Genomic DNA, 25,098 nt, shown 5'->3' on the forward strand with positions numbered 1-25,098 from the left:
GTCTCTGGTAAGTAAATAGTTTAGAGAACTATCGACAAAATTTGCTTTCGAAAGCATGGCTATGCAGCCAAGATCATTGTTTAAACCCGCTCTGATGCAAAATTAGATTTTCAGTGGTACATTTGGGCTACACATTAAGGCGAATATTACTAATACATGACCGAATTGACCCTAAAAACAGGTCTGAAGCTTTTGGGCGATAAAGCCTTTGAAAAGGTCCATGCAGGTGCGATTGATCTAATCAAAAAACGCTTAGACGACCCGTTGCCATACTTTCTTCTTGGCGTTATCGCATCCGAACATCGTAATCATGGAAAGGCGTTAGAGCTATTTGAGCAAGCCGCTACCTATGAGCCGCGCAACATCTGTTACATCGCTCATCATGCCAAACAACTCTCGGCTATGGGACGTCAAAACGCGGCAAAGACTGTGGCGGATAAAGCCGCAAAATTACAGGTCGACGACGCTTATATCGCGGATACCATCGGCGTCGTTTACAGCCGAGCAGGATATCATAAAGACGCTATCCCCCTGTTTGAAAAAGCGGTTGGTTTCAATCCCCGCCAAGCGAATTTCTATTATAATCTTGGGGCATCAGCGCAGTTCATCGGAGATTTTAAGACCGCGAAAACAGCTTACGAAAAAGCACTAAATCTCGATAAAAGTTTTTATCGCGCCTGGTCATCGCTAATCTCGCTAAGCAAACAAACGCCTGATACGAATCACTATGAAACTTTGAAGTCTTTGTTCGAAGCCGCTGTCGGCGATGCTGAAGGGCAACTTCAGCTTGGTCACGCGATCGCAAAAACACTCGAAGATTTATCGCGTCATGAAGAGAGCCTGGACTGGCTTTTAGCAGGCAAAAAGGCCAAACGTAGTCAGCTGCGGTATGATAGGATTGTTGGGCAGGCATTGCTCGAAGCGGCAAAGCAAACGTCCGCAACGCCGTCAAAACCTGAAACAAATTATGCTCAGGATACCCCCATTCTCATCGTGGGTTTACCGCGAACAGGAACGACATTGGTTGACCGCATTTTGTCTTCGCACCCTGATGTCGTGTCTGCGGGCGAGCTCAACATGTTTGCAGAACTTATCAAAGAAGAAACCGGAACAGATTCAAATCTAGTCATGGACACTAAGACATTTCAGGAAGCGGCGCATCTGGATTTAGCCCGTGTCGGCAAATCCTATATCGATAACACCAAAGATCGCGCTGGCGATTCAAAATACATGATTGATAAGATGCCACTTAATTTCTTTTATGCGGGACTTATTCATCGCGCTCTCCCTAATGCGCGTATTATCGCCCTTCGGCGAGGCGCGATGGATAGCTGCCTATCAAACTTCCGGCAACTCTTTTCGACGCAATATTCGTATTACAATTATACGTTTGATCTTGAGGACACAGCTTGGTTTTACCGACAATTTGATGATTTGATGTCACATTGGCGAGCAACTATTCCCCAAGACCGCTTCATTGAAGTCCGATACGAAGACATCATCTTTGGTCAAGAAAACCAAACGCGCCGTTTACTCGATTTTTGCGGATTGGATTGGGACGATGCCTGCATGCGTTTCCATGAAAACACAGCCCCGGTCTCTACGGCCAGCTCCGTGCAAGTCCGTCAGCCGCTTTATTCGGGGTCTATCGGACGTTGGAAGAAATACGGCGATAAACTTGATGGGCTCAAAGCCGCTCTGGGAAACCTTGCGGATTAAAGGTCTTCCAACGGCACGTAATCAATATTGAACCCAAAGCAGCGCGGTGCGACAACTTTTAAGGCGGCTTTTGATCTGTAAAATTCTGGGCATCCCGTTGCAAATACGCAGACTCTTTGACCGTAACGCAAGCGCTCGGCATTAATCGGAGCGCCTGTCTCAAAATCGACTATGGTGATGAGGTCAGGCACGCTGGCGACAACTTTATCGCCAATTCTGGCCAGTAAATATTCGTTCTTAATATTGACACTAAGGTTTTCACCTATCCCGTCAAATGCTTCGATTGTCGCCTCGCCTATATCGTACCCACCGATAATGCGGGTGGCTTTATCAATGACCTTGCCTGTGCAGATTATGCGGCATTCGCCATATATCGACTTCGCGAAAACGTCTTGAAGCGGCTTCAAGAGCGAGTCGGCCTGACCGCGATTTTCGCGCAAAGTACGGCCGAGTTCGACAGAGAAGCTCAAAGTTCCAGGAATAACTGAGCGCTTAAGTTCTGCGCCCGTCATCGGATGTTCTGCCGCCGTAATCATACCGCCCGCCGCCATAGAATAGCTGCGAATGTGGCGTTCATAAATATCCGTCGTCGAGACTTCAAAGGTCGCCGTGTTTCCCGCGTAATCATAGGCAACAGCTGGCGTTGGTTTCACGCCCGCAATGGCGTATGACATCATTTGCGCTTCGGGTAGCGCGCGGCCCATGCCGTCGCCATCAACAACGGGGATGCCTTTTCCCGCTGCAGCGACCAATGGAATAAGCGAATTTCCACCGCCGATTTCGAAAGATGCCACGGCGTCGATTTTACGACCCACATATTTTTCGAAGGCGTCAATCGTCAACGCAGCGTCGTCAATTGACGGCAGAAGCTCGAGGCTTACGGTCGGCGCGCCGACGCTGCCAATTGGCACCACATAGGCATCATCGGCTAAATCTTCAGGCTGGATAAGGGCAACGGGGCCGTATTTTTTTATAGCTTCGCGCGCGATAAGTTTGGGGACATGCGGATCGCCGCCGCCGCCGGTCGCAAGGAAAACGGAGCCCAGCGCGATGTCGTCAAGATGCTCTAAACCAATGGTCTTCATGACATATCTCCCACTGAAAGGTCGCCTATGACTTTCACGCGCACGCGGGTCGCGCCCTCGTCCATATAAGGAATGGAGGTTTCTTCGATATCAACAGCTTTAATCGTCGCAATATCCGCGCCCGCTCTGAAGGCTCGCTCCGTCGCCACTTGCGTGATGAGTTTCAAAGCCTCCTCCCGCGGTGTCTCGCGGTAGGATATTATGCGTTCAGCCTCGGCCCCGATCTGCGCAATCGCCGCGCCAATCGCATTGGCAACGCCCGCATTTTCAGGGCGTTGGAGTTGGGAAGCGGCCTTGAGCCCCTGGGTCACCAAGACAGCTCCCCCTCCAACAAGAATGACCGGCATGTCTTTTCCGCCTGGCTTCATCATCTCAATATTCTGGTCGAGCATAGCGTGCATCGTTGCGGTCGCAGCATCGACAGTCGCTTTTGGGACATCGTTTATCTTTGAAACATCGCCAATTTTCGCGCCACCGCTCGCAACTAATATATCCGTCGTCGTTAGCGTCTTACCGCCAAAGACCAACCCTTCTGAGACGAGTTTATGTCCGACAGAAAGCGGACCAATAGTTTTGCCGCCGTCCAAAACTAGGCTGCCTCCGCCGAGGCCAACCGCCGTAATGTCTGGCATACGGAAATTTGTGCGCACGCCGCCAATTTCGATGACGACATTGGACTCGCGCGGGAAACCGCCTTGTAGGACACCAATGTCAGACGTAGTGCCGCCAATGTCGACAACAATCGCATCTTTGAGACCAGTGAGTTTATAAGCGCCTCGCAGAGAATTGGTCGGCCCAGACGCGAATGTAAGCGCGGGATAGGCGCGGACAAAATCAGCGCTCATCAATGTGCCGTCATTCTGGCTAATAAAGGCCGGGCAATTTAGGCCTCGGTTCTTAAGCGCGTCCAAAAACGAACTGACGACTTTGTCTGCAAAGGGTAAAAGCGTCGCATTCATAATAGCCGCGTTCTCGCGCTCCATCAGGCCAAGCCGTCCGAAATTATAAGACAAAGTGACACGGGCGTTTGGAATAGCGGCCTTGATTTTCTCGCCGACAATTTTTTCTGGCTGCGCATTCATGGGAGAAAAGGCTGAGGCAATCGCGACGTTCTTAATGCGCTTTTTGACTAGGTCTTTGATCAACGCGTCGACTTCATCGTCCCTAATATCTGCCACGGGAAAACCGTCGTAAAGGTATCCGCCATGTAGCAGATAAATATGTTCCCCCATTGCGCCGCGAATATCGTCCGGCCAGTCGACCATAGGCGGTATACCGCGCCCCGATGGCAGACCTATCCGCACAGCTGCTACGGGCGAAAGTTCCCGGCGCTGCACAATTGCATTGGTGAATTGTGTCGTGCCTATCATGACAGTTTTGATCTTATTTTGGCTAATGGCGCCGTCTTTCAAAAGCGTATCAAGCGCGTCTGTGATGCCGCTGACAACGTTGGCCGAAGTCAGCGCCTTAGTAGCGGAAATAACCTCATCGCCATCCAAAATAACGGCGTCCGTATGGGTTCCGCCCACATCAATGCCAATTCTCATATCGATTGCCTTTTTTGGACGCCCCATGACAAAGCCATATATACAAGACCGGCTAAAATGATTGCGTCTATGGAGGTAATGCCCGTTGGGCTTGGGATGACTCCGTTTGAAATCATCAGAGCAAATCCAGCTCCTATGGCCCAAGCCATAAGTCCCGGCCAGTTAAAGCTCCGGTTGCCCGTAAGTGTTTCAATGTGATAATCTGACCGCCGCATCAGCAAGGCGTCGATAATAATTACGCCCGCGACCGGGATAAAAATATCGGAGAGAAAAATAAGAAACGGAATGAAGTTGTCTAGCAGATTCATCAAGGCGGCAATAACGCCGGCCGCACCTAATCCAATCGCGAGCCATGTGCTATTGAGTTTTGGGAATGTGGCTTTTGTTCCCAAAATAGCGCTGTAAAGATTAAGCGAGTTCAAGACCCAGCTACTCCCAATTACGATCAAGAACGCACCAATACCGAGATTTAAGTCGAGCATAATACCCAGAATATCTGTGCTGCCTGAGACTGCCCCCGCTAGAGCCGCCGAGCCCATGACCGCCAGTTGAACAATGATGTAAGCGATGATCGACGTATAAATAGCCCCGGTCCAATGACGCACAAACCGCGTAATGTCCGGCAAGATAATCGCCCCAATAATGATAGCGCCTACAATGGCCGATATGCCTTGGCCCGTCGTGATTGTCGCCTCGCGTTCTATGGCCAATATTTCTGTGAAACCCTGTGTGCTAAGCGCTGATTTGGCGAAGAGAAAAGTCACTACGGCAAGGATAGGCACCAACAAAGTAGCCAATATATTAATCGCCTTAAACCCAACAATTGTGGTGACGGTCATGCCGCTAATTCTGATTTCACTTTTGATAGTTCGCTTCCCTTTTGTGAACGCCGTTGTGCCCCAAGCTCGAAGCCATCATTCTCAATCTTGAAAAAAGCAATGTAATCACTTACCTTAGCAAGCGCTCTATCCAATATAAGGATCGAAGTTTTTACGCCTGAGTATGGGTTAAACACTCCACCGGGAAGAGAGATCACCGCTGCGAGGTGATTGTCTACCAGCATTTTACGTAAGTCTTTATAAGCATTCTGGCTTTGAAAAATTATTCCTTCCGGCACTACAATAGCAGACCTACCTGCCTTGGTGAGGTGCTCAGCTATGTAATCGACAAACAGAACTTCACTGCGTTTGGATTGCACCTGAAACCGCGTATGCGGCTTGATCCCGCCTTTGGGAGACATAAATGGCGGGTTGGCAAGGATGACATCAGCCATTTCACCCCACTTAGCTTCACTTGTGAGAGTGTCATATTCTTCGACTTTAGGGTCGGCGAAGCCGTGCAAATAAAGGTTCACCAGACTTAAACGCACCATATCGGGAGAGATATCATACCCGATAATATTTTCTGCCAGCAATGCACGATCTTTGGTGGTCAGTTTATCGCCAGCATAGCGTAACGGACTTTCCAGCGCTTGTTCTGCCACATCTTTCGTCTCACTCTCTGGTACAGAGCCCGTGACATTGGACGAATTCGCTTTTAGGATATGCTTGTAAGCAGAAATCAGAAAACCAGCCGTACCGCAGGCTGGGTCTAATATGGTTTCATTCTTTTTAGGGTCGATAATCTCAACCATGAAATCAATAATATGTCGCGGTGTCCGAAATTGCCCTGCATCGCCTTGACTGCCCAATACAGAAAGCAAGTATTCGAATGCATCACCCAAACGTTCACTATGGTCATATTCAAAACTATCAATCTCCCGCAGGAAACTGCGAAGCGTTTCAGGGTCACGATAAGGCAGATAAGCATTGCGAAAAATTGTCCGAAATAAAGGCGGTAACTTTTCGTTCTCCACCATTTTGGTTAAAGCTTCTGAATAGGTGTTGAGCATCTCCTGACCTGAGATTCCGGAAGTCACCAGATTAGACCAGCGAAAACGCTCATATTCATCCGTGAAGAATTTACGCTCCCCGCCAAGTTCTTCGGACTCTAAATCCATATCGTGCATAAATTTGTAAATTAGCGCGACAGTAATTTGTTCGACCTGACTTTTTGGGTCGGGAACTTTCCCTACGAGGATATCACGGCATGTATCTATTCGGCGTTTTGTCTCTGAATCAAGCATGAAGGACTTTCGTTATAGGAAGGAATTTAAGGGCACGTAGTCCTTAATGTATTCTGGGATCAGTGTTCGCCATTTTTCGGGCACATCTCGCAGATCACGAGTCGTAAAGGTTGGGTTTACATTGAGGTCACCTAAGTGGCCAGCATCGATTATTGTTCTAACTCGGGCGTCACTCAAATAAGCTTCGAAGAAATATCGAATTTGGGAGATACGGTCTCCTTCTTCAGGTTTTTGGTCGAGCAGAAATTTTTGAAACTCGTCATCAATCAACTCAGCTTTGCTTCGGAATTTAGGAATAAACCCAAAAGCCTTCTCAATAAGTTCTCGAATTGAAATCCGGCGATCTACGCCTGATGCACGGCGAAGTTTTTCAAGGTTGAAATAGTCATCCGGTTTGTCGAACAGGCCTTCAATCACGCGGCGTGTTGCAGCTTCCCAATTTTGCGCCTCCACATAGGCAGCAAGTTGTTTGTCATCACGTGCAAGACTTTCAAACTTCTGGAACAACTCGCGATCAATGCGCATGCCTTCTTCGCCAATTTGTTTTTCAGATTGGTAAACGATCTGGTCAGGTTCGAATGACTCATACGCTTTGGCTGTGGGTGTAGAAAACCCGCCGGGATTCGCCAGCGGAACAGGCTTAGGTTTTGGAACAGGTAATTCTTCATCATATTTGAACTTCTCCTCAAAAAATTCACAATTTGCGAAGAAGTCAAATAGGCGAAAAACAGTCTTTTGTTTTTCCCCAATTGAAGCTTTCTGCTCCGGGTCGAACATCTCAGATATAAAGTTATGCTTCCGTGTTCCGCGCCCCTTCATTTGCACAAAATCAGAAGGAGAAAATATTGGTCGCATCATTGCCAAGTTTAAAAGATCAGGACAATCATACCCCGTCGTCATCATGCCAACTGTAATACATATTCTCGCTTTGCTTGTTCGATAGTCAGGCATGAATGGGCTGTGACCACGAAGATTATTATTCGCGAAATTGATTGTCATTTTCTGCGCTGTGTCAACATGACTGGTAACTTGCATAGCGAAGTCGGAATTATACCGCCCCGGCCATAGTTGGTCTGCCATAACATTTAATATTTGCGCGATTTTGGCGGCGTGATTCTGGCTTACTGTGAATACGAGCGTTTTTCCAAATTCATTTGTGATAGGGTCGCGCAGTCCATGCTTTAGTAAAGCTTTGCAAAAAACCTCATTCGTACCTTCCGCAAAGAATTTTTTCTCAAAGTCTCGCCCGCCGTAAGTCTCTTCAACTTCATTGCCGTTCTCGTCTATCGTCTCAACAATGTACCCTTCATCTGAAAGCAATTGAGTGGTTACGCCAGTTCTGGCGTCAATCACGTAAGGATTGATCAGGTATCCCTGTTTTACGCCATCGAGTAACGAATACCGAAAAGTTGGGTCTCCGGTTTCACATCCAAAGGTGCGATATGTGTCGAGCATCATGCGCCGCTCTGTTTCGCGCGGGTCACGTTGAGTGGTTAGTGACTTGGATTTCTTCAAGTAATCCTTAGGCGTTGCCGTAAGCCCAAGCTTGTACCCAACGAAATACTCGAAAACTGCGCGAGAGTTCCCACCGATCGATCGATGTGCTTCGTCAGAAATAACCAAATCGAAATCAGTTGGAGAGAATAGTCGCTTATATTTGTCGTTAAAAAGAAGCGACTGGACAGTCGTGACAACTATATCCGCCTTGCGCCAATCGTCTCGACGTTCTTTGTATATGACCGATGTGAAATCGTTCTTCAGTAGTGCCTTGAAGGCTTTATTGGCCTGATCTTCTAATTCTAGTCTATCAACTAAGAAAAGAACACGCTTTGCATTTTGAGTTTTGAGGAACAGTTTAATAACGGCAGCGGATGTTAGTGTTTTACCTGTTCCGGTAGCCATTTCAAATAAGAAGCGCGTTGCTCCTTTTTCGGCCTCTTCTTGAACGCGCTCGACGGCTCGTTTTTGATAATCTCGCAAAAACCGAAGGCCATGCTTTTCAATGAAGGCTGGCTTCTCCGCCTCATTCTTCCAAGCAGCCTCACTCGCATAGCCCAACAATTGAGTAAGCGCGATATAGTCATCCCCTACGGGTTCGTTAGCGAGGCGCTTGGCATCAGGCTTAAAGGCATAGTGATTTACAATATCGTCCGGCCCGGGAAACTTAGTGATCACCGCAGGGTTGCCTTGCTTCAAGTCCCATAAGTAATGAATATTGCCATTACTCAGTATTATGAAGCGCGCGTTCTGTGAGCGGGCGTATCGTCGGGCCTGCTCTTTTGCTGAAAGTGGATTTTTATCTTCAGACTTTGCTTCCAGAACGATTAGCGGTTTGCCATCTCTGTCTAATAACAGGAAGTCGATAAACCCATTCTTGGTATTTTCGTAATCCTCACCAAGGACTTCGATAGATTGCTCTGTAATCTTGACGTTAGGCTCAAGCACTATGTTTGCAGGGCCGTCATTATCATCAAAGAAACGCCACCCCGCGTCATCGAGCAAGTGGTTAATTTTTATACGTGCTGTAGCTTCTTTAGCTCTCATTTATGTTCTTTCAATGAGCAATGAATACCAAGTAGAACGGGCCTTACCGTGCTGCTTAATTTGTCGACCTGCTACTAACTCACGTATACGTACTTTTACAGTGTTCCTATTTGCACCAGTTTGATCGACAACTTCCGATAGTGTCAGTCGTTTCGCGCTTTGAAACAACTCTAAAATTTCCTCTGAAAGCGGATGCAATTCTTCGCTAGTAATCTGGTCAACTTTTTCACCCTCTACACGTTCTTCCAAAATACTCTTTTGTTTCTTCAAAGCGCGCAAGAAAAACCCAATCCACGGCTCCCAGTCTGGTGTGGGGTCCAGCGACTTTTGCGTGCGACGCAGGGCGTTGTAATACTGGCCCTTGTTCTCTTCCACGACGCTCTCCAGTGAAGCGTAAGGAACGTAGGCGTAACCAGCTCTTAAAAGCATGAGTGTTGTGAGTACTCGTGATAGCCGTCCATTGCCGTCTTGGAACGGATGGATTGCAAGAAATTTTACGATAAAGATTGCGACGATCAAAAGCGGGTGAAACGCTTCCTCACGAACAGCTTTCTGAACCCAGCCGACAAGGGCTTCCATTTCACGCGGCGTGTCGAAGGGTGATGTGGTCGCAAAGACAATACCAAGCTCTTCGCCATTTGGCCCGAATGCAACAACGTGGTTGTCTAGTGTTTTGTAGCCGCCTCTATGCCGCTCATCCTTCGTGCTGTGACGTAAAAGTGTTTGGTGCAATTGCCGAATATGGTTCTCAGTTATCGGCATGTCTTCCCACGCCTGAAAAACCAAATCCATGGCCTCGGCATAGCCAGCAACTTCTTGCTCATCGCGACCTTGAAAGCTCTTTGTTTTGAGGCCTGATAGGAGCGTCTCGACTTGGGCGTCTGTGAGTTTAGCGCCTTCAATCCGGGTCGATGATCCAATGCTCTCAATCGTCGCGACTTTGCGGAGTTTATTGAGGCGTTCAGGCGCGAGCGTTTTGAGGGCTTCCCAACGGCCTTTGAACTCGTCGATTTCAGCGACAAGTTTGACCATGTTTTGGTCTAATCGGATATCCAATCGAGCGTAGTCCATATCCAATTATACCCAATAATACCCAATTGTCATTCCTTCATTTTATGCGACTTAAGAAAGGAAACGGCCTTATCCATTAACAGTGAGTTTTCCTATTAAAGGCTAGGCGCGGAAGTTGGTTGGAAAATAGACTAAAACCAATGAAATTTTCCGAGACTTTGCGGGTGTTCAACACAAGGTAACACCCCCGATATTCCTAAGCAGGACTGGGAATAACGGCAAAACAGTAACACCACGCCTTTAGGCTTGGTGTCACTAAAAAGGATGTGCAGACAAGGCTTTAGCCGAGGGGTAACACCCCCGCCTTTATCTGGCCCTCCAAAATTTCATTTTGACTCTTTTCCCAGAATACTACCCAGTCGCCCCAGATACCTGTAATTATTCATTCGAGAAATTTTGATTGAATATGCTATGATTGGCTATGCCGAACAATTCTCAAGCCCTTACAGATAATCAAAAACTTGCTGCCGACATTCGCGAAGCCATGGTCATTCTGGCGAGGGTCATTCGCAAATTTGGGGATACCCCTTGGCCGTTGATGGAGCGTTTCCAACGCGAATTGAAAGCTATCGAAGACCGCGAAGCGCTTCTTGTAGACCTGCTAGGCGAAGCGCCAGAAAGTGCTTCTAAGGGGCCAGATTTGCCAGACCTTGGGTGAACCCATCGCTTACGGGATGCGCTATTTTAAGCATCTCTTTTCGCCGATATTCAAGCGAACCACCGTCACCATATTGAGGCCGTGTGTTCTTATGGCCCATCAATGTGCAACGCAATCCATAGTCCAATCCAGCCTCCTGCATGCGTTTCTCAAAGGCGTGTCGAAAACTATAGATACGGTGCTTTTTGCTCGGCATCAGGCCGCGTGTGTGAAAGGTTTTAAGTAGCGCTGCGGATAATGAGTTGCCTTTATCTCGATAGCGCGGAAAGCCATCAGGGGCGCATTTCATAGCTTCTAATGACACGCCGATAAGCGGAATGTCACGAGCAGACGCCATGGATTTGAGCTCTCTTTTTGCCGTCGGGCGGATACGAATATACGGCACTTCAGCGTCCAAACAGATGTTTTCCGGTAGCAGATTAGCTATCTCGCTGGGTCTGCATCCTGTCTCGATAAGGGCGTAAGCGATGATCTGCGCTTCGGCATTTATGCCGTCTAAGACTTTCGGCTTTAGTATTTTTGACTGCACCCAGTCGTTAGAGAACGAGGGCGTTGCTTCGGTCGGCGTGTCCTTAAACCGTAGCTTTCTGAATGGGTTTTCACGGTCTTCCTCGCCCTGATAAGTCCAATACTCTCGGAAGAGTTGGCGTAGGTTTCCTAGCTCTCTATTGGCGCTATTAGGGCGGTATGATCTGGTGCTGGAACTATCACTCCGTAGGCGTTCCCCCACCAATCATAGAACTGCCGCCCATGCTTTCGAGCTATCTCATCCATCGTTAAGTTACCGCAAAGTGCCACAAAATGTTCCACAGCTCGGGTCTTGGTGGCTTTCCATCTAACGATTTGTTCGGGTGATTTACGGCTTGTCTCGCCAATGCTTAGCTTGTCGCAATAGAGATTAAAGGCATTGCGAATTGTGTCTTTTGGCGGCTCTATTGTACCAAGCACAGCTTGCGTATCTATCTCGGTTATCTCGTCGTTCTTAAGCGTTTGCATACGCTCTAGCATGCTCTCAATCGGCTCATCGTTTAAGAGAGACGGGAACGGTTTAAAGTCAAAGCCAACTGCCACAGCGCGGCGTCTAGCCGTCCTGTAGCGGCACATTTCAGGCGACTCCTGAACGGCTTCTCCGTTCTTTTTGGCTAAAGCCGTTTCCCAAAAATGCTCATCTGAATCCATATACCTGTCCCGCATTTCGCGGGCGATTGTCAGGGAGTCTGTGTGCAAGGCTTTCTTCACTCTGCGGCGCTTATCAATAGTGCGGAAGCGGGATGGAACGCGCCTTACATAATACCAAGTGTGGCCGCGTTGTTCGAGATAGTGATTTCGGCGAATGGTCATAATCCATTGTACCCCATTCTGGACCCCAATTTGTCCCCCAAATTGGGGGGAAACTGGGGGGTTGCGAGAAAACGCGGGAAAAACAGTAGTCTTTCCAACGACTTAACGACTTTAAGAATGAGAGAAATGGCGCACTGGGGAGGATTCGAACCCCCGACCCCTAGATTCGTAGTCTAGTGCTCTATCCAACTGAGCTACCAGTGCGCGGTGCGGGCGAGCCCGCAAATAGAAGCGGCGTTAAAGCCCAACGGGCCACGTTTTGCAAGAGGCTTTTCAAAAGCAATGCAGTAAAGCGCGGTAAAGCCTATGCCCCAACTCTGCTTGTGAAAGTCTGTATCCTTCCCTATGAATTTAGAAACATTAGATGTGGAGGACATATGACACAGACAGACATGACGGAACCAAAGCGCAAAGGCTTTTTGGCGTGGGTTGAACGGACGGGAAACAGGCTGCCTGACCCGGTCTTTATTTTCTTCTACCTCATAATCTTGCTGATCATTATCTCTGTTGTCTGCGCGTTGCTGGCCGTATCCGCGACGCATCCTACGGCCCTACAAGCGGATGGTACGCCCGCTATCATTGTGTCGGAAAGCTTGTTCTCAGCGCAAAATATACAGCGCCTGTGGGTCGAAATGCCCAAGACCTTCACGCACTTCCATCCCTTGGGTTACGTGCTGGTCGTCATGCTTGGCGCAGGCGTGGCTGAGCGCTGTGGATTGTTTGCCTCCGGCATTCGCCAAGCGGTTAAAGGCGCGCCGCTTGCACTTTTGACGCCGGTCGTCGCGCTTGTCGCCATGCTGTCCAATCACGCCGCAGACGCCGGATATGTTGTCATGATCCCGTTGGCCGCAATATTATTTGCCAGTGTCGGCCGCCATCCTCTGGCCGGTATTGCCGCAGCTTTTGCCGGCGTATCCGGCGGGTTTTCCGCCAATATTGCGCCGGGGCAGCTTGACGCTCTGCTATTCGGTATTACCGAAGCCGCTGTCGACGGCTCAGGCTTGAACGTAGACTGGACGATGAATATTGCAGGTAATGCGTATTTTATTATGGCGCTTCTCTTCATCTACCTGCCTGTCATCTGGTTTGTGACGGATAAAGTTATCGAGCCGCGTCTGGGCAAATGGATCCCGTTGGGCGATTATGCGCAGAGCTATACTGGCGAAGACAAACCGCTCACAGAGGCCCAGCGCAAAGGTCTGCGTCATGCGGGCCTCGCTATATTAGCCGTGATTATATTGTGGGGCATCATGACATTTGCGCCCAATACGCCGCTGCTTGATGATGGGAATGTCATCGCAGGGGCGGGCCTCGGCGCGCAGTGGCTTCCGATCGGACTTTTCCTTTTATCCTGCGCGGCCTTTGCCGTCGCATTTGTAATCGCCAAGGCTGTCACAAAGTTTAAAGTAGACTCATTCTGGCTTGATATCATTATTAAATTAGCAATCTGGATCCTGGCTCTCTGTCTCGCAGTTTTTGCCACGAGCCTGATCTGGAGCCAAAGCCCGGGCATTCCGGTTGAAGGCATTGAAGATCAGCAGTGGTATCAAACCGCGACGCCGTTTTTCCGCTCTCTTGTGGCGGCCTTTATGATCTTGTTCCTCGCCGCGGGCTGGGCCTATGGCCGCGCAGCCGGAACGATCAAAGATCACCGTGATTTGGTCGGTATGATGGCGGAAGCGATGAAAGACATGGGCTATTATTTAGTTCTTGCTTTTGCTGCAGCGCATTTTGTTGCCATGTTTAACTGGTCCAATTTAGGTATTATCTCCGCCATTCACGGCGCGGATGTTATCCAAGGCAGCGGTCTGCCCTTGCCGATCGTCATTGGCCTAATCGTTCTTTTCGCAGCTTTGCTGAACCTGTTTGTCGGCTCAGCCAGCGCGAAATGGGCCCTGCTTGCGCCTGTGCTTGTCCCGATGCTGATGTTGCTGGGTATGTCACCGGAATCAGCGACTGCAGCTTACCGCGTTGGTGACGGCGCGACTAATATTATCACGCCGCTTATGGTCTATTTCCCGCTTATCCTTGTTTTTGCCCGCCGCTGGCAGAAAGATTATGGTCTGGGCTCGCTAACGGCCATGATGATTCCCTATTCGGTGTGGATGTTGATCACAGGTGTTGTCCTGATGATGGTCTGGATTGGAATGGGCTTTGACCTTGGTCCGGGCGCGCCTGTGTCCTTCACGCTTCCCGGCGCAAATTAGGTTAGGCTAAACTACCGCTTTAATCACGCCGCGGGTCAGCGCGCGCGCCACGCAGCGCGCGGCCGCGGCGCCCAGTTCCGCCAGATGGACGGGGCCGGCGCACGGCGCGTTGCCGGTAGACAAGGCAAATATAGTGTCCCCGTCCAGCGGCGTATGGGCGGGTCGCACCGCCATGGCGACGCCGTCCTGAGCCATTATCGCGAGGCGTTTCAGCTGTTTCTGGGTCAGCGCGGCATTCACCGCGACCGCGCCGATGACCGTGCTTTGCCCCGCTAATTTCAGAGAGGACAGTTTCGTATCCTGTGCCACGCTCAGCGCGTAATTCTCCGGCGGGCGCTTGCCGCCAAATTCGCCGTCCACCTCATAGGTCCACGCATAAGGACAGTCAGTGCCGGGCATAAAAGGCGAACCGACTGGATTGGCTGCAATAATTGCGCCCACGGTAATATTGCCGAGCTTTTCCGAAGCACTGCCCAGTCCGCCCGGATACAGCCCCGCCATCGCGCCATATCCCGCGCCGATGCGCCCCTCTAACAGCCGCACAGCCGCGCCGTCACAGGCCTCGATCCCAAGACGGCGAAAAGGCGGGGTCATGCCCCACGCCTTGTCTCCGCCATTGGCATTATCAAATAGAACTGCGGACGGCACGACAGGACTGACAGGGACAGGCGCTTTGCCCGCGACATATCCAAGGCCCTGCGCGCCCAGCCATGCCGTTACGCCATCAGCTGCGGCAAGACCGTAAACGCTGCCTCCCGCGAGAACGATTGCGTGCACATGTTCTATCAATCCGCCATCGCAAAGCGCCATTATCTCGCGCGTGCCCGGCCCGCCGCCGCGCACATCCACGCTGCATATGGCCGCCGCCTCAGGTAAAATGACCGTGACGCCGCTTTTCACCAGACTGTCATGAGCTTGGCCCACCGTCAGTCCGCCTGCATCGAGGATAGAATTGGTCGGCCCTGTTTTAATCATCATGTTTTTTACCATGCAGTATTTATGGCTTGGTGCCGCTTTTATGCAAGCGCTACTCTTTTATGGGATGTGGTATCATATTGGTCGGGTCAATAACGGGGCAATAAGATGTATATTACGCCAGCTTTGTCATATCCTGGCTTTATGGTACCGTTTTTAAAATCCCCGCGGGAAGATAACGTGCCCGTGCTGCCAGCAGATGAGCCGGCGCAATAGCTAGCGGCTGCGGCCGCGTATGAGGCGGCGGGATGCGCGGCTGCGCGGCGGCGGAACCACACCAACCCCGTCAAGACGGATAGAACGTTGCTGAGGCGCAGTTGTGTATCCATAAGGCCCTGCAAAGCGCGGATCACCGGCAATATAGACGCGGCGGCCATTCATAGTCGGATAGGCATATTGCGGGCGGTGGTACAGATCATCGACATCATCTTCCAGCACGCTCTGTCTGTCTTCAAGCGCGTCCAGACGGAGGCTTTGCTCCGCGTCTTCATAGCCTGCATTTCGACTGGCTACATCCTGCGCCGAAGGCGCACTGGCGACATAGATGATGCGGGTTTGGCGGCTTTGCGGACGAATAATTTTTACGCCGCGCTGTGATGATATGATCGTGCTCTGCCCGCCATTGGTCTGCGGTAGCGCTCCCGAATTATGAGAATCGCACTTGCAATCCGCTGACGCGCCCGCACTGCCCATAAGCGTCGCGCAAGACAGTATAACCAAAAAAAGACCCCGCATAATCACCTCACAATATTTTACCAAATTGCGCGGCGGCGGGGCCCTTATCAAGTATTAGCGCGCCTCAGGCGAGGCGCGCTAATAATGCTCGCCTGTCTTTAATCCAGAGAAAAATATGTCGCGCGAACCATATTATCTTTGTCAATGAAGCTGTTATAGGCTTCCATACCGACCAGCGGATCCATTGCGACGACCTCATCGACAGTCTTGCCCCCGTCCATTGCGATAATGACTTTGCTGCGAATATCAACGAGCATGGCGTAAGAGGCTTGCAAATCAGCTTTCGTCGCAAGAGGACCGTGACCCGGGATAATTTGAGTCTCATCGTCCGCCATATCCAGCGCCTTGTGCTGCGCTTCAATCATACCGTCAATATTTCCGCCCGCGCCGGTATCGACATAAGGAAACATACCGTTGAAATAATTATCCCCCAGATGCATGACATTGGCATCTTGAAAATAGACGATCGTATCACCGTCTGTATGACCGGGCGCATAGATCAGACGGGCGCTTTGACCGTTTAAATGGAAGGTCATATCGCTGCCATAGGTCAAATGCGGGGCCGCGTCAGGGCGGGCCCCGGATTCACGATCAAACAAATCGCTTTTTGTCGTCTCGGTCAGACGTTTATGAACATTGTGATGGGCGACGATGGTCGCGCCGGTTTCCATAAAGACAGCATTACCGCCCGTGTGATCGCCGTGAAAATGGGTATTAATCAGTAAGCGAACAGGCTCATCTGAAATGGCGGACAGGGCCGTTTTAATCGCGGGGGACATATAATCATATTGGTCATCAATCATGATCAGGCCATCTTCGCCGAATGACACGCCGATATTACCGCCGCGGCCAACCAGCATATAAATACCGCCGCCCAGATCTGTTGTCTCAATGCTGTATTCCGGCGCGGCCTCTTCAACCGTTTTTTCCGAGTCCGATTCAGGGCCGTGCGCCATAGCCGGAAAACCGGCGAGCGAGAGAAGCGCCAAAGCGCTGGCAGTGGTTTTTATATATGACATGATGCCTCCTAGACTAAAATTAAGCGGCGCCGCTGGCCGGATTATACGATGCGCGCGGCGGCAGGACGCGGTCCGGCGGCATATGGGCGTCCATGACCGCGCGAATATTTATCATAACTTTTTCGCCCATTTCTTGACGGGATTCTTCCGTAGCGCTTCCGATATGGGGCGCTAATATAACATTTGGCAGATCTATAAGGTCCGGAGTTATATCCGGCTCGCGCTCATATACATCAAGCCCGGCGCCCGCAATTTCGCCTGAGCGCAAAGCAGCGGCCAGCGCGGCCTCGTCAATTACATCGCCGCGTGATGTGTTGACAATATAGCTTTGCGGGCCAAGGCGCCGCAGACGCTGCGCATTAATCATGTGACGGGTTTGCGGCGTTGACGGGCAGTTGATCGAAACGATGTCTACAGCGCTGAGCATAGCGTCCAGATCGTCCCAATAACGCGCCTGCAAGCCCTCAGATATTGAGCGCGGCACTTCGGTGCGATTATGATAATGTACGGACAGTCCGAACGCGCCGGCGCGGCGGGCCACAGCCTGACCAATACGGCCCATACCGACAATACCGAGCTTCATCCCGCGCACGCGGCGTCCGGTCATCCATGTCGGAGACCATCCGCTAAATCCGCCATCACGCAGGCGGCGGTCCGCCTCGACAAGACGGCGGGGCAAAGCGAGAATTATCGCCATCGTCAGGTCAGCTGTATCTTCGGTTAGAACGCCGGGCGTATTCGTCACTAAAATCCCTTTGCGGTGCGCGGCCAACACGTCAATATGGTCAGTCCCCGCACCGAAATTGGCAATAAGTTTTAAGCGCGCCGAGGCCTTGGAAATAATACTGCCGTCAATCTTGTCCGTGACCGTCGGCACAAGCACATCGGCGCGCGATATGGCGCTGCTCAGCTGCGCCGCGCTCATGGGCACATCATCATCGTTAAACTCGCAGGCAAACAGTGCGGACAGGCGCGCTTGCACGTCGGGCGGGAGCTTTCGGGTCACAATTACGAGCGGGGCGGTCATATCCGTATTGTGGCCAAGTGGCAGAGCAAGAACAAGTGTAAAGCCGCACATTGTCGCGGAAATTTTTACCGGATGTCAGTGTATATTAAGGGAAGGTTAAGCCTAATCTGGGCATGACAGATTTATGATTTTTTCTCGCAATACATTCATATTTATCACCTTTTTGGCGTTCGGAGTTTTCGGCGGCGAGACGGGCGCCGCGCAGACAACGCCTGCCGCTACGCCGCAACAAGCCATCTCAGCGCCCACCCAGCGCGTTATGAATGTGAAGACTCCTGCAAAACTCAATATGCCAAACTTTTCCGGCTATCCTCTTCCGCGCTATGTCTCGCTTCGTCACAATCGCAGCTATGGGCGCAGCGGGCCAAGCCGCGAACACGCTATTGCCTGGGTTTATGAGCGCAAAGGCCTACCTATGATAGTGGTGGCCGAAACCGAAGTTTTCCGTAAAGTACGCGATTTGGACGGCGATGAGACATGGATGCATAAAAGTCAACTTGTCGGCCGTCGGTCCGCCGTGGCTCTCCAGGATACAACGTTTTATGTGCGCCCCCGCGAAACCGCCAAAATCCGCGTTATCACGGCTAAAAATACGATCCTGTTTATCGAAAACTGTGACCAAATCGGGTGGTGTAAAGTAGAGTCGAAAACAGGCCATAAGGGCTATGTGAAATCCCGCTCACTATGGGGTGTAGCGCCGCTACGATAGCCCTTGCGCGCGGCAGGCCAAGCCGTCAAAAGCACCTCATGACATTTGAGACCATAGACTTTGCCGCCCGACTGATCCGCTGCGCTTCCGTGACGCCTTTGGACGCCGGCGCGCTCGATATACTTCAAACCGAGCTTGAAACGCTGGGCTTTGTCTGCACGCGCTATCCCTTCGGCGCAGGCAAGGACCGCGTCGATAATCTGTATGCCCGCCTTGGCACCACTGCGCCCAATTTCTGTTTTGCAGGCCATACCGATGTTGTGCCGCAAGGCGAGGCTTCCGATTGGAGTGCGCCCGCCTTTGCCGGACAGGTCAAAGACGGCGCGCTATGGGGACGCGGTGCGGCGGATATGAAAGGCGGTATAGCGGCCATGGTCGGCGCGATTGCCGATCTGCGCGCAGGAGGCTGGATCCCCGAAGGCTCCATTAGTTTTTTGATCACCGGCGACGAAGAAGGCCCGGCCATTAACGGCACGGAAAAGCTGCTCAAAGCCATTACCGACGCGGGCGAAGTGATTGATCATTGTCTTGTCGGTGAGCCCACTAATCCGACCCAATTGGGCCAACACATTAAAAATGGACGGCGCGGATCCCTAAACGCTAAAATTACCGTCACAGGAACAGAGGGCCATGTCGCCTATCCGAATCTGGCCAATAATCCTGTTCCGGCGCTAATGGAACTTTTGACCCGCCTGACCAAGCGCAAACTGGATCGCGGCAACAAGTTTTTTCAGCCATCAAATCTGGAAGTCACCACAATCGACATTGGCAACCCGGCCCATAATGTCATTCCGAAAATTGCGCGGGCGCAGTTTAATATCCGCTTTAACACAGAGCATCACGGCGATGATCTCAAAGCCTGGATTATCGATGAAGTCGCTCACGTTGAAGATGATTATGATTGCAAAATCGACCCTAATCTACGCGTGACTGGCGAAGCTTTTCTTACCAAGCCGTGCGGCTTTACCGAAATTTTGCTGGACAGTGCCGAGCATATTTTGGGCGTTCGGCCGGAGCTATCCACTGCAGGCGGCACGTCCGATGCGCGTTATATCACTAACTACGCCCCTGTGGCCGAATTTGGCCTGATCGGCGCAACCATGCATAAAGTGGATGAGCATGTCGCCGTCTCCGATATTATGACTTTGCAATGCATTTATAGCGATGTCCTAACCCGCTATTTCGCGCAATAAGGCGGGCAGATGAACCTCATACAAACCCTGTGGCGCGGTATGGTCTATGCTTTATCCGGAAACACCGATTGGCGCACGCATTTTAATCTTCGCCGCAACGGCATTTGGGCCGCTTATGCCGCCATGATAGCCGGCGCAGTTTTTTATGGCGTCATGGCCTATGCGTTTCAGGTCAATAGCGGCGCGGCCTCGCAAACTGGTCCTGCACTGGCGGCGATATTTCTTAGCGTCTACGTCTTTTCTTTCGCGCTTTACGCCTATGGGGCCGTGTTTTTCCTCAACCGTATAGATGATTTCCGGCCATGGCTCATTGTGCGTAGTTTTATCGCAGCATCATTAACCGCCATAATGGCTATCGTATTCGGACTGTTCTTGATTGGTATTTTGCCGTTCCAAATCAGCTATTGGGCTGCGCTATGCCTATTTATTGCGCAGCTCTTGGTCGATATCCGTCTGGCACAAACCGTGTTGGATCAGGATTGGATACCGTCCATCTTCATCGGTATTGGCGTGCATGTAACCGCCCTCATCCTGCTGCTCGGCGCGCTGGCCAGCGTGGCCTATTAATCGCCATAAGCGACTTTGACTAAATACAAGCCGTCCGGCGGCGCAACAGGGCCGCAGGCCGTACGGTCTTTGGCCGCGAGCGCTTTGCCCACTTGGCGCGCAGGCCATTTTCCGCGCCCCACCTCGTTCAATGTCCCGACGATAGAGCGCACCTGCTTATGCAAAAAACTGCGCGCTTTGACGGTGATGTGAACCTCGTCCACAACCCGCAAAACGGTGATCTTATCCAAAGTCTTTTCAGGGCTTTTGGCCTGACATTGCCCGTCGCGAAATGTCGTAAAGTCATGCGGCCCGACCAGCGCTTGCGCTGCTTCGTGCATAATGTCAGCGTCGACCTTATACGGCACCCGCCAGACCCGCCCCGCCTCAAGTGCCAGATGCGGGCGACGCGGGCAAATGCGGTAGAGATACTCACGCGCTGTGGCGTCAAAGCGCGCATGAAAGTCATCATCTACCGCGCGGGCATTCAGTACTGCGATGGGGTGATCACCTAGGTGATAATTCAGCGCATCACGCAGCTTATCCGCGCGCATCTCTTTGGGCCAATCAATATGGGCAATTTGCGCCAATGCGTGAACGCCGGCATCCGTGCGGCCGGAGCCATAAAGATCCACCGCTTTGCCAGCAATTTTCGTAGCGGCCGTTTCGATTGCGCCCTGAACAGTGGCCAGACCCTCTTGGCGTTGCCAGCCAAAATAAGGCCCGCCATCATATTCAATCGTGAGGGCATAGCGCGGCATTAGGGCGTTCAGGTGATATTAAGACGGTCTAGCGCCTCGCCAAGCTCCGCGTGCATTTCCCATTTGCTCTCTTCATCATGATACTCGGCCAGCGCTTGTGTCCACGACAAATCATCATCATTTTCAATCGGCAGGTAGAGCTGCTGAGCGATTTTGCGGCCCAGATTGCCGTAATGCATATTGGCCGGTCCGGCCTCTTCCCAGCCGGCGGCTTCAGACAGCTCGGTTGCCGATAATTTGCGATCGGGCGCTGCGCGGTGAGCCACCAGCATTAAGCGCTCATGCGCGCCCAGTGACAGCGCCTCCAGCGCTTCGGCGTAATCATCAACCGTGCCGATATGCGGCGCGCGGCGCGCTTCATTGCGGGCTTTGTTTTTATCATCCACCCAGGCTTTGGCCGCCGTCAGTCCCTCTTCTATCGATTCCACCTCGCCGCGATATTTGTCAGGATAGATCATAAACCCCGTATTATTGGCGATGATGCGATGTCCACGATATTCGATGTCTTCACGGTCTTTGGCCATTATGCCTCCTAATTCAGTTGTGTTCCAACGGGCAGGTCGTGGCCTCGCAGGAAATCCTCTGCGCTCATAGCGCTTTTTCCGGCAGGTTGCACGGATATCAATCTCAATGCGCCAGACCCGCAGGCAATTGTCAAATCATCATCTATGATTTCTCCGGCTTTTCCATTTCCGGTGATCGCTGCGGCGCGGTGGATCTTAACGCGCTTGCCTGCCATTTCGCACCACGCGCCGGGAAATGGCGACAAGCCGCGAATATGACAGTCCAGATATTGCGCGTCCTGTGTCCAGTCAATTCGCGCCTCGGCTTTATCAATTTTATGCGCGTAAATGGGCTCGCCGGTTTGCGCAGTTGCGGTAAGTCCGCCGCGTTCCAGCGCGGCTAATACAGGTGGCCAAAGCTGCGCGCCGGTCTGGGACAGGCGCTGGCTTAGACTGGCTGCCGTATCATCGCTGCGGATTGTCTCGCTCGCGCTCATCACGATATCGCCCGTATCCAGACCCGCCGACATTTGCATGATTTGCGCGGCCGTTACGCAGTCCCCCGCCATAATCGCGCGCTGCACCGGCGCGGCGCCGCGCCAGCGCGGCAAGGCGCTACCATGCAGGTTTAAACAGCCTTCGCGCGGCGCGGCCAAGGCCCGCTTGGGCAGGATTTGGCCGTAAGCCACCACGCAGGCCACATCCGCGCCCAGCGTTTCAAGTCCGTCAATGACAGATGATTTGCGGAAGCTCTCCGGCGTGCGGACGGGCAAGCCCATTAGCTCTGCAAATTGGTGTACAGGGGATTTAGTCAGGCTCTGTCCGCGGCCTGATTTTCTCGGCGGCTGGGTATAGACACAGACGACCTCATGACCGGCAGATAGAATCTCTGAAAGTGACGGCACAGCAAAAGCCGGCGTGCCCATAAATACGACCTTAAGGCTCATAGGATGGGTCTAACCCGCCTCTTTCAATTTCGCGACTTTGCGCACTTTGCGCAGGGCCTGCTCGCGTTTCAAGCGCGACAGATAATCAATGAACAAGACCCCGTTTAGGTGATCCATTTCATGCTGGATACAGACGGCATAAAGCCCTTCGGCCCATTCCGTGACGCGGTCACCTTTGTAATCCAGATAAGTCAGCTTGACCCGCTCAGGACGGTCAATGGTATTAAAATATTCCGGCACGGACAGGCAGCCCTCTTCATAGGGCTTTAAATCTTTAACGGTTTCCAGAATTTCAGGGTTTATAAAATATTGCGGATTGCGCGGCGCGCCGGCCTCGGCAATATCCATCACGATCAACTGCTGCGGCACGCCGACCTGTATAGCGGCAAGTCCAATGCCGGGCGCGTCATACATCGTCTCAAGCATATTATCCATGAGTTTGCGCGTCTCGTCCGTAACGGTTTTGACGGGATCGGAGATCTGCTTCAAACGCGGGTCGGGCGCGATTAATATAGGTAAAATAGCCATAAATGGCATGTAAGCGCGATAGGGCCACGGGTCAAGATTAACGGCTGTTTTGAGGGCGCTATGCCTGCATCAACTTCGCCGTAAGGCAAATAAAGGATCAAGCATCCATTCAAGCAGGCTTCGCTCGTCAATAATGAGGTCGCCCTGCAATGTCATACCCGTTTTTAAAGCGATTTCTTCCCCGTATGCTGTGACAGTATCTTTATCCAAACCTACGGTTACGCGGTATACGGCTTGCTCAAATGCAATAGGCGCATCAAGTTCTCCCGGGCGAAAGGGCGAGGCTGAAATCGCGATAACATATCCGCGCTGCACACCAAACTTTTGATAAGGGAAGGCATCAATCAAAAGATTGACATTTTGCCCCGGCTCCAGAAATCCAGCCGCGCGCGACGGGGCCAATAGGGTCGCCACGAGCAGCGTATCATCGGGAATAATAACCATAACCGGAATTGACGGATTCAAATTTTGGCCCGCCGTACCTTGGACGGACGATATGGTTCCATTTATCGGACTGCTGACAACATAGCTTTGACTGGCCTCAAGTGCGGTGCGGCCCTCTTCTGTTTGCGCAATTTGTAAATCGATTTGTGACCGTTCTTGATTTTGACGTTCATCTAAGCCTTGCACAGCATTTTCGAGGTCTCTCTTCGCACCGGCGCGTAAATTAATTTGCTGCTCAATCGTTTTGACCTGAATTTTTTGATCCGTCGCAGCGCGTTTTGTACGTTCAAACTGAATGGAGGATATAACGCCTTTTTCCGCCGCAGGGCGGAGCTTTTCAACTTCGGCTTCGGCCTGATCCAAGGCATCATTTTGCAAAGTTTTTCTATCTTCAAAGTCGAGTAGCTCTTGGCGTGCTGTTTGGATTTGTGAGCGCAGCCGAAACCGCTCATCATCATAGCGTCTGTTCACGCTCATTTTCTGCGCCTGTAAATCGGAAATACGCCGATCCGCACTGTCCAATCTGCGCTGGGTCACCATGCCCCCCGCGCCTTCTAAATCTGTCTGACTCAAAAATAAGGTCTGTCCTGCAATCACGCGTTCACCGGCCGCGACATATACCGCTTCAATACGCCCGCCTTGCGGCGCGCGGATAGAGACGATCCCGCCCTCCGGCGCAATATAACCCGCAACAGTTTCTTTGCGCTTATATTCCGCGGAACTTAAAAACCCGACCATGATGAGAGCCAGCACGAGCAGAACAGCCGTCATAATATAAAATGAGACCGGCTGCACGAGGATCACCTCGCCGTGAAGCTTGCGGCGTTTATAATCGAGGGATTCTTGGCGGAAAAGGGTCATGTAATGACTTTTGAGACCATACAATTATTATCAATTACAACGATATCCAATTGGAATACGCTTTCATGACGTTTTGTTTTTAGGACAGCGGAGTGCTCCGCTGTCCATTTTATCATTTTTATTTAATTACGGTTCTTGCCTTATCTTATCGACTATCCGGATCCTCAGGCGCTTCTTCATATGTACCCTCTGTCGGGGGAACATAATCGGTAGTAGCAGAGGGGGGCGGATCTCCGTGGGTAGCAAACGGACTATGATCACATGGCTCATGATCTTCAGCAGGGCAATGCCCTCCACTCACCATTTCCATTTCCATATTGTTGAGTTGTCTTAACACATTCTCTCCTTTTCATATTGTGATGGAAAACGCGTGGCGTGTCAAAACACGGCCAAACCCGCTCCACCGGATTGGAGGGTTTGCCGTGTCGATCTGACCTTATCTTAAAGGTAAGATGAAGACATCAACATGCCCTACAGCCCATAAAAGACATAAATTAAATTCAGAGTCCAGAATAAAAGTGTAATTATACTATTGCAACCTATGAATGATTAT

22 protein-coding genes, 1 tRNA gene and 2 pseudogenes are annotated in these 25,098 nt (G+C 51.3%); 6 read left to right on the top strand and 19 right to left on the bottom strand.

The window, feature by feature from the left end; genetic code table 11:
• Nucleotides 1–156 precede the first annotated feature (156 nt).
• Nucleotides 157–1,719, top strand: a complete 1,563-nt coding sequence (locus H142_RS0110590) for a tetratricopeptide repeat-containing sulfotransferase family protein (RefSeq protein ID WP_017932112.1) — start codon at nucleotides 157–159, stop codon at nucleotides 1,717–1,719.
• Here H142_RS0110590 and H142_RS0110595 read toward each other — a convergent pair.
• From H142_RS0110595 to H142_RS0110620, 6 genes and pseudogenes are all read right to left on the bottom strand, one after another.
• A complete protein-coding gene (locus tag H142_RS0110595; RefSeq protein WP_017932113.1) occupies nucleotides 1,716–2,804 on the bottom strand; it encodes a DUF917 domain-containing protein in 1,089 nt (362 codons plus the stop codon). The two genes, H142_RS0110590 and H142_RS0110595, sit on opposite strands and share 4 nt — an antisense overlap.
• Nucleotides 2,801–4,351 carry a hydantoinase/oxoprolinase family protein gene (locus H142_RS0110600; RefSeq protein ID WP_017932114.1) on the bottom strand — a complete coding sequence of 517 codons (1,551 nt, stop codon included), beginning with the start codon at nucleotides 4,349–4,351 and terminating at the stop codon, nucleotides 2,801–2,803. The genes H142_RS0110595 and H142_RS0110600 overlap by 4 nt, the downstream gene beginning before the upstream one ends.
• The gene (locus H142_RS15430) at nucleotides 4,348–5,190 is read right to left on the bottom strand and encodes a cytosine permease (RefSeq protein WP_017932115.1); all 843 of its coding nucleotides are present in this window, start codon (nucleotides 5,188–5,190) and stop codon (nucleotides 4,348–4,350) included. Before H142_RS15430 ends, H142_RS0110600 begins: the two co-directional genes overlap by 4 nt.
• A pseudogene (locus H142_RS15435) lies at nucleotides 5,190–6,476 on the bottom strand (N-6 DNA methylase); the annotation flags it as partial. The gene H142_RS15430 and the pseudogene H142_RS15435, both read right to left, overlap by 1 nt.
• Nucleotides 6,477–6,488: 12 nt before the next feature.
• On the bottom strand, nucleotides 6,489–9,020 hold the full coding sequence (locus H142_RS0110615) for a DEAD/DEAH box helicase family protein (protein WP_017932117.1): 2,532 nt from the start codon (nucleotides 9,018–9,020) through the stop codon (nucleotides 6,489–6,491).
• Nucleotides 9,021–10,052: a Fic family protein gene (locus H142_RS0110620; RefSeq protein WP_233341669.1), complete on the bottom strand. Its 1,032-nt coding sequence runs from the start codon at nucleotides 10,050–10,052 to the stop codon at nucleotides 9,021–9,023.
• Nucleotides 10,053–10,512: 460 nt separating this feature from the next.
• On the opposite strand from H142_RS0110620, the gene H142_RS16870 reads away from it, so the two are divergent.
• A complete protein-coding gene (locus tag H142_RS16870; RefSeq protein ID WP_026147975.1) occupies nucleotides 10,513–10,749 on the top strand; it encodes a hypothetical protein in 237 nt (78 codons plus the stop codon).
• Here the strand turns inward: H142_RS16870 and H142_RS16380 are convergent.
• From H142_RS16380 to H142_RS0110635, 4 genes and pseudogenes are all read right to left on the bottom strand, one after another.
• Nucleotides 10,718–11,278: a site-specific integrase gene (locus H142_RS16380; protein WP_051048606.1), complete on the bottom strand. Its 561-nt coding sequence runs from the start codon at nucleotides 11,276–11,278 to the stop codon at nucleotides 10,718–10,720. The genes H142_RS16870 and H142_RS16380 overlap by 32 nt on opposite strands.
• Nucleotides 11,279–11,406: 128 nt before the next feature.
• On the bottom strand, nucleotides 11,407–11,928 hold the full coding sequence (locus H142_RS16385) for a hypothetical protein (RefSeq protein WP_156812000.1): 522 nt from the start codon (nucleotides 11,926–11,928) through the stop codon (nucleotides 11,407–11,409).
• An 18-nt stretch (nucleotides 11,929–11,946) separates the two neighbouring features.
• Nucleotides 11,947–12,090 (bottom strand): annotated as a pseudogene (locus tag H142_RS17275) (DUF6538 domain-containing protein); the annotation flags it as partial.
• Nucleotides 12,091–12,217: 127 nt separating this feature from the next.
• Nucleotides 12,218–12,294, bottom strand: a tRNA-Arg gene (locus tag H142_RS0110635).
• A gap of 173 nt (nucleotides 12,295–12,467) precedes the next feature.
• Here H142_RS0110635 and H142_RS0110640 point away from each other — a divergent pair.
• The gene (locus tag H142_RS0110640; protein ID WP_017932119.1) at nucleotides 12,468–14,297 is read left to right on the top strand and encodes an AbgT family transporter; all 1,830 of its coding nucleotides are present in this window, start codon (nucleotides 12,468–12,470) and stop codon (nucleotides 14,295–14,297) included.
• A 6-nt stretch (nucleotides 14,298–14,303) separates the two neighbouring features.
• On the opposite strand, the gene H142_RS0110645 is transcribed toward H142_RS0110640, so the two are convergent.
• From H142_RS0110645 to H142_RS0110665, 4 genes are all read right to left on the bottom strand, one after another.
• Nucleotides 14,304–15,275 carry a P1 family peptidase gene (locus H142_RS0110645; RefSeq protein WP_233341670.1) on the bottom strand — a complete coding sequence of 324 codons (972 nt, stop codon included), beginning with the start codon at nucleotides 15,273–15,275 and terminating at the stop codon, nucleotides 14,304–14,306.
• Nucleotides 15,276–15,488: 213 nt separating this feature from the next.
• The gene (locus H142_RS0110655) at nucleotides 15,489–16,007 is read right to left on the bottom strand and encodes a hypothetical protein (RefSeq protein ID WP_026147977.1); all 519 of its coding nucleotides are present in this window, start codon (nucleotides 16,005–16,007) and stop codon (nucleotides 15,489–15,491) included.
• A 98-nt stretch (nucleotides 16,008–16,105) separates the two neighbouring features.
• Complete coding sequence (locus H142_RS15445; RefSeq protein ID WP_017932123.1) at nucleotides 16,106–17,026, bottom strand: MBL fold metallo-hydrolase; 921 nt, start codon at nucleotides 17,024–17,026, stop codon at nucleotides 16,106–16,108.
• Between the two features lie 19 nt (nucleotides 17,027–17,045).
• Nucleotides 17,046–18,053: a 2-hydroxyacid dehydrogenase gene (locus H142_RS0110665; protein WP_051048614.1), complete on the bottom strand. Its 1,008-nt coding sequence runs from the start codon at nucleotides 18,051–18,053 to the stop codon at nucleotides 17,046–17,048.
• A gap of 124 nt (nucleotides 18,054–18,177) precedes the next feature.
• Between H142_RS0110665 and H142_RS15450 the strand changes: the two genes are divergently transcribed.
• The 3 genes from H142_RS15450 to H142_RS0110680 are packed head-to-tail and all read left to right on the top strand — an operon-like array spanning nucleotide 18,178 to nucleotide 20,522.
• The gene (locus H142_RS15450) at nucleotides 18,178–18,762 is read left to right on the top strand and encodes an SH3 domain-containing protein (protein WP_017932125.1); all 585 of its coding nucleotides are present in this window, start codon (nucleotides 18,178–18,180) and stop codon (nucleotides 18,760–18,762) included.
• A 38-nt stretch (nucleotides 18,763–18,800) separates the two neighbouring features.
• Nucleotides 18,801–19,955, top strand: a complete 1,155-nt coding sequence (gene dapE / locus H142_RS0110675; protein WP_017932126.1) for a succinyl-diaminopimelate desuccinylase — start codon at nucleotides 18,801–18,803, stop codon at nucleotides 19,953–19,955.
• Nucleotides 19,956–19,964: 9 nt separating this feature from the next.
• Nucleotides 19,965–20,522, top strand: a complete 558-nt coding sequence (locus tag H142_RS0110680; RefSeq protein WP_017932127.1) for a hypothetical protein — start codon at nucleotides 19,965–19,967, stop codon at nucleotides 20,520–20,522.
• On the opposite strand, the gene truA is transcribed toward H142_RS0110680, so the two are convergent.
• The 5 genes from truA to H142_RS0110710 all read right to left on the bottom strand — a co-directional run bounded on the left by truA (nucleotide 20,519) and on the right by H142_RS0110710 (nucleotide 24,545).
• Nucleotides 20,519–21,262 (bottom strand): tRNA pseudouridine(38-40) synthase TruA, encoded by a 744-nt coding sequence (gene truA / locus H142_RS0110685; RefSeq protein ID WP_017932128.1) that lies wholly within the window; start codon nucleotides 21,260–21,262, stop codon nucleotides 20,519–20,521. The two genes, H142_RS0110680 and truA, sit on opposite strands and share 4 nt — an antisense overlap.
• An 8-nt stretch (nucleotides 21,263–21,270) precedes the next feature.
• Nucleotides 21,271–21,786 carry a hypothetical protein gene (locus H142_RS15455; protein ID WP_017932129.1) on the bottom strand — a complete coding sequence of 172 codons (516 nt, stop codon included), beginning with the start codon at nucleotides 21,784–21,786 and terminating at the stop codon, nucleotides 21,271–21,273.
• An 8-nt stretch (nucleotides 21,787–21,794) separates the two neighbouring features.
• Nucleotides 21,795–22,712 carry a methionyl-tRNA formyltransferase gene (gene fmt, locus H142_RS0110700; RefSeq protein WP_017932130.1) on the bottom strand — a complete coding sequence of 306 codons (918 nt, stop codon included), beginning with the start codon at nucleotides 22,710–22,712 and terminating at the stop codon, nucleotides 21,795–21,797.
• Nucleotides 22,713–22,721: 9 nt separating this feature from the next.
• Nucleotides 22,722–23,240, bottom strand: coding sequence for a peptide deformylase (def, locus tag H142_RS0110705; protein WP_026147979.1), 519 nt, complete (start codon nucleotides 23,238–23,240; stop codon nucleotides 22,722–22,724).
• A gap of 69 nt (nucleotides 23,241–23,309) precedes the next feature.
• Nucleotides 23,310–24,545 (bottom strand): HlyD family secretion protein, encoded by a 1,236-nt coding sequence (locus H142_RS0110710; protein WP_026147980.1) that lies wholly within the window; start codon nucleotides 24,543–24,545, stop codon nucleotides 23,310–23,312.
• Nucleotides 24,546–25,098: the final 553 nt, after the last annotated feature.

The sequence above is a fragment of the Robiginitomaculum antarcticum DSM 21748 genome (assembly GCF_000365025.1).
Lineage (GTDB): Bacteria > Pseudomonadota > Alphaproteobacteria > Caulobacterales > Maricaulaceae > Robiginitomaculum > Robiginitomaculum antarcticum.

Excerpts from the sequence above, each read along its gene's own strand:
- H142_RS0110590 (WP_017932112.1), top strand. The coding sequence starts at position 157 with ATGACCGAATTGACCCTAAAAACAGGTCTGAAGCTTTTGGGCGATAAA.
- H142_RS0110595 (WP_017932113.1), bottom strand. The coding sequence starts at position 2,804 with ATGAAGACCATTGGTTTAGAGCATCTTGACGACATCGCGCTGGGCTCC.
- H142_RS0110600 (WP_017932114.1), bottom strand. The coding sequence starts at position 4,351 with ATGAGAATTGGCATTGATGTGGGCGGAACCCATACGGACGCCGTTATT.
- H142_RS15430 (WP_017932115.1), bottom strand. The coding sequence starts at position 5,190 with ATGACCGTCACCACAATTGTTGGGTTTAAGGCGATTAATATATTGGCT.
- H142_RS0110615 (WP_017932117.1), bottom strand. The coding sequence starts at position 9,020 with ATGAGAGCTAAAGAAGCTACAGCACGTATAAAAATTAACCACTTGCTC.
- H142_RS0110620 (WP_233341669.1), bottom strand. The coding sequence starts at position 10,052 with ATGGTCAAACTTGTCGCTGAAATCGACGAGTTCAAAGGCCGTTGGGAA.
- H142_RS16870 (WP_026147975.1), top strand. The coding sequence starts at position 10,513 with ATGCCGAACAATTCTCAAGCCCTTACAGATAATCAAAAACTTGCTGCC.
- H142_RS16385 (WP_156812000.1), bottom strand. The coding sequence starts at position 11,928 with ATGGATTCAGATGAGCATTTTTGGGAAACGGCTTTAGCCAAAAAGAAC.
- H142_RS0110640 (WP_017932119.1), top strand. The coding sequence starts at position 12,468 with ATGACACAGACAGACATGACGGAACCAAAGCGCAAAGGCTTTTTGGCG.
- H142_RS0110645 (WP_233341670.1), bottom strand. The coding sequence starts at position 15,275 with ATGATGATTAAAACAGGGCCGACCAATTCTATCCTCGATGCAGGCGGA.
- H142_RS0110655 (WP_026147977.1), bottom strand. The coding sequence starts at position 16,007 with ATGCGGGGTCTTTTTTTGGTTATACTGTCTTGCGCGACGCTTATGGGC.
- H142_RS15445 (WP_017932123.1), bottom strand. The coding sequence starts at position 17,026 with ATGTCATATATAAAAACCACTGCCAGCGCTTTGGCGCTTCTCTCGCTC.
- H142_RS0110665 (WP_051048614.1), bottom strand. The coding sequence starts at position 18,053 with ATGACCGCCCCGCTCGTAATTGTGACCCGAAAGCTCCCGCCCGACGTG.
- H142_RS15450 (WP_017932125.1), top strand. The coding sequence starts at position 18,178 with ATGATTTTTTCTCGCAATACATTCATATTTATCACCTTTTTGGCGTTC.
- dapE (WP_017932126.1), top strand. The coding sequence starts at position 18,801 with ATGACATTTGAGACCATAGACTTTGCCGCCCGACTGATCCGCTGCGCT.
- H142_RS0110680 (WP_017932127.1), top strand. The coding sequence starts at position 19,965 with ATGAACCTCATACAAACCCTGTGGCGCGGTATGGTCTATGCTTTATCC.
- truA (WP_017932128.1), bottom strand. The coding sequence starts at position 21,262 with ATGCCGCGCTATGCCCTCACGATTGAATATGATGGCGGGCCTTATTTT.
- H142_RS15455 (WP_017932129.1), bottom strand. The coding sequence starts at position 21,786 with ATGGCCAAAGACCGTGAAGACATCGAATATCGTGGACATCGCATCATC.
- fmt (WP_017932130.1), bottom strand. The coding sequence starts at position 22,712 with ATGAGCCTTAAGGTCGTATTTATGGGCACGCCGGCTTTTGCTGTGCCG.
- def (WP_026147979.1), bottom strand. The coding sequence starts at position 23,240 with ATGGCTATTTTACCTATATTAATCGCGCCCGACCCGCGTTTGAAGCAG.
- H142_RS0110710 (WP_026147980.1), bottom strand. The coding sequence starts at position 24,545 with ATGACCCTTTTCCGCCAAGAATCCCTCGATTATAAACGCCGCAAGCTT.